We start from the raw sequence: 388 nt of genomic DNA on the forward strand, positions 1-388 counted from the left end.
ACGATTAGTGAAGCTGCTGCCCGCAGTGGCGTTCCTACTGCTCTTCACGCTGGTAGCGTGTACAGGGCATGAAGAAGAAATCACCCCAACGGGAAAAGGTGACGCCCTGGTCACCTTCTCCCTTCGGCTGCCCGGCGAAAGTGTACCTGATACCCGCGCCCTGCCCAACACTCGTGCACTCTCCGAAGACGGGGAGAACGCGGTTACTGAAATCGACGTATTGGTGTTCGGTAAGAACGGCGGTACCTATGTATATACCGCCGGATGTAGCGGTAGTCAGATCACAGGTACCGGAAATGCCAAGACCTTTACCGTGACCTTGCGCCGGGGTGAATACGACCTGGTGGTATTGGCCGGTGCCCGTAGTATCATAGAAGCTGCTACCCTG

Annotated in this window: 1 protein-coding gene; it reads left to right on the forward strand. The window is 56.4% G+C overall.

The features are described 5' to 3' along the window. On the forward strand, positions 1 to 388 hold a 388-nt coding region (locus D0T87_RS23820), incomplete at both ends, for a fimbrial protein (protein WP_163178669.1).

This window comes from Bacteroides sp. 51, assembly GCF_010500965.1.
Classification (GTDB): domain Bacteria; phylum Bacteroidota; class Bacteroidia; order Bacteroidales; family Bacteroidaceae; genus Bacteroides.